At 67.9% G+C, this 5068-nt stretch carries 5 protein-coding genes; all 5 read left to right on the top strand.

Annotated elements, in window-relative coordinates; all coding sequences use genetic code 11:
- The first annotated feature begins 412 nt into the window (after positions 1-412).
- The 5 genes from ACFV15_RS44685 to ACFV15_RS44665 are packed head-to-tail and all read left to right on the top strand — an operon-like array spanning position 413 to position 4908.
- Entirely contained in the window at positions 413-835 is a 423-nt protein-coding gene (locus ACFV15_RS44685; RefSeq protein WP_378359126.1) for an XRE family transcriptional regulator, read from the top strand.
- Positions 828-1322, top strand: a complete 495-nt coding sequence (locus tag ACFV15_RS44680; protein ID WP_378359124.1) for a hypothetical protein — start codon at positions 828-830, stop codon at positions 1320-1322. The genes ACFV15_RS44685 and ACFV15_RS44680 overlap by 8 nt, the downstream gene beginning before the upstream one ends.
- On the top strand, positions 1319-2428 hold the full coding sequence (locus ACFV15_RS44675; RefSeq protein ID WP_378359122.1) for an MAB_1171c family putative transporter: 1110 nt from the start codon (positions 1319-1321) through the stop codon (positions 2426-2428). The genes ACFV15_RS44680 and ACFV15_RS44675 overlap by 4 nt, the downstream gene beginning before the upstream one ends.
- Positions 2429-2433: 5 nt before the next feature.
- Positions 2434-3672 carry an amidohydrolase family protein gene (locus ACFV15_RS44670; protein ID WP_378359128.1) on the top strand — a complete coding sequence of 413 codons (1239 nt, stop codon included), beginning with the start codon at positions 2434-2436 and terminating at the stop codon, positions 3670-3672.
- 54 nt (positions 3673-3726) lie between these two features.
- Positions 3727-4908, top strand: coding sequence for a serine hydrolase domain-containing protein (locus ACFV15_RS44665; protein ID WP_378359120.1), 1182 nt, complete (start codon positions 3727-3729; stop codon positions 4906-4908).
- Positions 4909-5068 lie beyond the last annotated feature (160 nt).

The following is a 5068-nucleotide window of genomic DNA, read 5'->3' as shown; positions in this document are numbered from 1 at the left end:
GGTTAGAACCGGCGATACCACTCACGACCCCCGGCCAGGAAAGGCGGAAGAAAGCGCGCATGAAGGGGACGACACGTCGTAGACGAGCGTGTAATTGAATTCCTGCTCGGGAACACCCCTAGCCTTCCCGAGCAGGAATCACCGCTCCGCGCCGGCCTGTCCGCCCAGTAACCCTCGTGTCAGCCGACGTATACCCAACGTAGTCAGCGCTCGCCGACGCTGTCAAGAATAGTTGATGGCCACCCCCACTCACTCGGTTGGGGTAAATGACCTACCCCCGGCAGTAGAATGTGCACAAGGAGTCACAATCGGCTTCCTCCACCGGGCTGGTTTCCCCGGCAGCCCACCCGCTCACGGGCGCGGAGTGTGTATCTTGAGCGCGATATGATCATGTCGCTGTCAGGGGTGCGGAGTGACGGACGGCAAACGCGGGATCGCCGAGGTTCTGGAGAGCCTGATCGGCGCGCACGCGAAACTGGCCGGTAAGAAGGACTTGAGCTCGCAGGAGATCGCCGACGCCATCCGCGCGAAAGGCGCGAACATCTCGCATACGACGATCTGGAAACTGCGCACCGGCCAGGAGACCAATCCCCGTATCGAAACGCTCGGCATACTGGCCACGCATTTCGGGGTCCAGGTGCAGTACTTCTTCGACGCCGACTACGCCGATCAGGTGGACCGCCAGCTGCGCGTGCTCGACTCGATGCGCGCGGGCAAGCTGCTCAACACCGCCGCGAGGCTGGAGGAGCTGTCCCCCGAAGGCCAGGACTCGATACTGCGGATGATCGACCGGACGCTCCAGCGCGAGCGGGAGAACCGGCCTCCCCATGAGTGAAAAGCTGACCAGGCAAGGAATCCGCGCCCGCTGCACCAAGCTGCTGCGTGAACTCGGGCTGCGCCGCACGTTCACCACCGAGCAGCTGATCGGCAAGCTGGCCGAGTCACGCGGCAGGCCGATCCACCTCGACCCGGTCCGGTTCCCCTCCCCCGGCCCGTGCGGGCTCTGGGTGGCGACCGACCAGGCCGACTACATCCTCTACGAGGCGGACACCAGCAAGCCGCACCAGGAACACATCATCGTGCACGAACTCGCCCACATGGTCTGCGGGCACGACGCGCACGAGAAGACCCGGCTCTTCCCCGACGTGGCGCCGGAACTCGTCCGCGCGGTGCTCGCGCGCAAGGGGTACTCCGAGACGCACGAGCGTGAGGCGGAGCTGATGGCGTCGTTCCTGCTCGGCAGGGTCGCGGCGGAACCGGACCGGCCGGAACCGTCCCGCGCGGTCGCCGCACTCGACCGGATACTGCGGCCGCCGACGTGATCATCGGCGTCCTCTTCCCGTTCGCCGCGGTGTTCGCCGCGCTCGGGCTGATCTACAAGCTCGGGCATCTGCGGCGCAATCCCCGCGATCCGGCGCTCATCGCGTTGTGCCTGGTGTTCGCCGCGACCATGGTCGGCTTCACGGTCAGCGTGCCCGCGGTCGCGAAACTGGTCGCCGCCGGCATCGGCCTCACCGGCGGCACTTTCGTCGTCGGCACCTGCCTCGTGCTGCTGCTGGTGACCAGCGAGCAGATCCTGCTCACCTACTGGACCACCGAGGGCCGCGACGCCAAGCGCAAGGTGTGGACGCACCTGGTCACCGGCGGCTCGGTCGTGCTCGGCCTGATACTGACCTTCGTCATCGGCAAGCACGCGACCGGCGGCAGGCCACCGGTGTTCCTCGATCCGCCGTTCTTCGACATCTACCTGCTCGGGTACGTGATCGCTTACACGATCGCGGAGGTCCGGATCGCGCGCTTGTGCCGCAGGCACGCGAAGAACGCGGAGCGCCGGTGGCTGCGGTTCGGGCTGTTCACGGTCGCGTTCGGCGCCGCGCTCACCCTCGGCAACAGCGTGACCAGGGCGGGCGACGTGCTCGCAGTGCACACCGGGCTGGACATGTCCGTCGCCGACCAGATCGGCGGGTTGTGCGGCGGGATCGGGGCGATACTCAAGCTGACCGGCTGGCTGATCCCTGGCATCGCGCCGTCGGCAGGCTGGCTCGCGAGCTATCGCGACCACCTGCGGCTGCGCCCGCTCTGGCTGGCGTTGTCCGAGGCGTATCCGCACATCGCGCTGGACGGGCCGAAGCCGCTGGTCGTCGACCTGCTTTCGGTCAGGGACATGAAGTTCAAGACCTACCGGCGGGTGATCGAGATCCGCGACGGCCTCTTGGCGTTGCGGCCTTACATGGACGGCGACGACTTGGACGCGGGGGCCGAGGCAGCGCGGATCAAGGCGGCGCTCGCCAGCAGGCAAGAACCCGGCCACAGCGACGAGCCGCCGGACCGGGTCGGCGGCTCGGACATCGCGAGCGACCGGCGCTGGCTCGTCCAGGTGGCGAAAGCCTTTGACAGCAAGGTTCCCGAGCTGGAGGTGCAGCGTTGACTTCGGTGATCCACACCGCGCCGGTCGTACTGCCGATCGTCACCGAGCCGATCGCCGACGGCGCGGTGCTCGTCGAGGACGGCGTGATCGCCGAGGTCGGGCCCGCCGCCGATCTCACCGCGCGGCATCCCGGAACACCGGTGCGTACCTGGCGCGGCACGCTGCTTCCCGGGCTCGTCAACGCGCACACCCACTTGCAGTACACCGATTTCGAGGACCTGGCGACCGAGCCGGTCACGTCGTTCGTGTCCTGGATCAAGAAAATGGGACCGCGGCGGCAGCGGTTCACCGACCAGATGTGGGCCGACAGTGCCAAGCGCGGCGCGGATCTGCTGCTGAGCAGCGGCACCACGGCCTGCGCGGACATCGTGACCGACGCCTGCGTGCTCGACCCGGTCGCCGAGTCCGGCCTGACCGGCGTCTCCTACCTCGAAGTCGTGCTGGCCGACGACAAGCAGTGGGCCGCCGCGAGCCGCGCCCAGCTGCTCGACGTGCTGGACCGGCCCAGCGGCCGCGTGCTCGGGATCTCGCCGCATGCCCTGTACACCGTCGGCACCGCCGTGTTCCGTGAGCTCGTCGACCTCGCGCATGCGCGTGACCTGCGGCTGCATCCGCATTTGTCGGAGTCGGAGGACGAGGTCGTCTTCGTCCGCGACGGCACCGGCCCATTGGCGGCGCTCGCGCAGTTGTTCGGCCGCGCCTACGAACTCGTCGGCATGGGCAGCACCCGATCACCCGCCGCTCAGCTCGCGGAGATCGGCGGGCTCGGGCCGTCGACCCATGTGGCACATGGGGTGCATTGTGACGCCGCGGACCGTTCGCTGTTCCGCGCGCACGGCGTGTCCGTCGCCTTGTGCGTGCGGTCGAACGCCGTGCTCGGCGTCGGCGCGCCGCCGGTCGCGGACTATTTGGAAGACTCGGTACCGGTCGCGATCGGCACCGACTCGCTCGCGTCCAGCCCCTCGCTCGACCTGCTCGACGAAGCACGCGCGGTCCGGGAATTGGCTTTACGGCAGGGATATCGGCATCCGGATCTCGATCAGCGCGTGGTCGAGGCCGCGACCCGAGGCGGCGCGCTCGCGATGGGCGCCGCCGACTTCGGCGTGCTGTCCCCCGGCGCCCGCGCCGACCTCGCGGTGTTCGACACGGCGGACGGGCAGGATCCTTACCAAGCGTTGCTCGACTCCGGGAAGTGGACTTCTACCATCATCGCGGGGGAAATAGTTCGGGGAAAAACCCTCTGACCCCCTGCCCGGTTTGTCGCTAGCTTGGAATGGTCGACGAACCAAGGGGGTTCAATGCGGAAAACGATGGTGGTGGCACTCGCCGCCGCACTGATCACAGGGCTTGCCGTACCCGCCGCGACAGCGGCGCCGGACCGCGCCGACCTGCGGCAGGCGATGGCAGAGGTCGTCGCCGCAGGCGCCGCGGGGGTGCAGGTGCGGGTGCACGACGACCGGGGAGACTGGGCGGGAACGGCGGGCAAGCGCGAACTCGGCGGACGGGACGGGGTACCCGTGAACGGCCGGTTCCGCGCCGGAAGCATCACGAAATCCTTTGTCTCCACGGTGATCCTGCAGCTGGTCGGCGAGGGCAAGGTCAAGCTGGACGATCCGGCGGTCCGTTATCTGCCCCGGTTCGGGCTGGACGAGCGGATCACCGTGCGGATGCTGTTGCAGCACACCAGTGGCCTGTTCAACTACACCGGCGAGGTCAACCCGGATGGCACGAGCGAGCCGGGAATCCCGTTGGAGGGCCAGGAATTCGTGGACAAGCGGTTCCACACCTACCGGATGGAAGACCTGGTCGCGGTGTCGCTGTCGAAGCCTGCCCGGTTCGCGCCCGGCACGAACTGGTCGTACTCCAACACCAATTACGTGCTGGCGGGGCTGCTGATCGAAAAGGTGACCGGCACGGACTGGGCCGATCAGGTGGAACGCCGCGTCCTGCGTCCTGTCGGGCTCAGGGACACCTCGCTCCCCGGCACCAGCTCGAACATCCCGGGGCCGCATGCCCACGGCTACTACTCTTATGCCGTCGGCGGTACGCCGCGCGTCGTCGACATCACGCGGCTGAACCCGTCGTGGGGCACTTCGGCCGGTGAGATCATCTCCACCACCGCTGACCTGGACCGGTACCTCACCGCGTTGTTCGGCGGCAAACTGCTCGCGCCGCCACTGCTCGCGGAGATGTTCAAGACCAGGCCGCTCGGCGGCGGCCAGGCGTACGGGCTCGGCCTGCAGCAGATGGAGACCGGTTGTGGCGCAACGGTTTCCGGGCACACCGGCGGGATCCACGGCTACCTGTCGTACCTGTTCGGCACGGCCGACACCACCAAGCGGTTCGAGTTGTCGCTGTCCACGGGCACGACCGACCTGAACGATCCGGCACAGGCTCAGAAGCTGGCGGAGGCGCTGGCGAACCTCGCCAACGTGGCCGCCTGCGGCAAGCCAGGGGCATTGCGGGCCGAACAGCTTTGACGTCGTGACATTGATGGGAAGGCCAAATGTGGCGTGCCCCAGGGAAGTTGAGTGAGGGCCTCCCTCACCCAAACCGGGGCCACGCGTGCGGCGCGGGCGAGCCTGTCGAGAGAGAGGTCGTGAGTGGTACGGCCGGTTAGAACCGGCCATACCACTCACG

Source organism: Amycolatopsis sp. NPDC059657, assembly GCF_042734395.1.
Classification (GTDB): domain Bacteria; phylum Actinomycetota; class Actinomycetes; order Mycobacteriales; family Pseudonocardiaceae; genus Amycolatopsis.
This window is presented reverse-complemented; position numbering and strand designations above follow the sequence as displayed.

Coding starts and splice junctions, on each gene's coding strand:
- ACFV15_RS44680 (WP_378359124.1), top strand. CDS start 828: ATGAGTGAAAAGCTGACCAGGCAAGGAATCCGCGCCCGCTGCACCAAG.
- ACFV15_RS44665 (WP_378359120.1), top strand. CDS start 3,727: ATGCGGAAAACGATGGTGGTGGCACTCGCCGCCGCACTGATCACAGGG.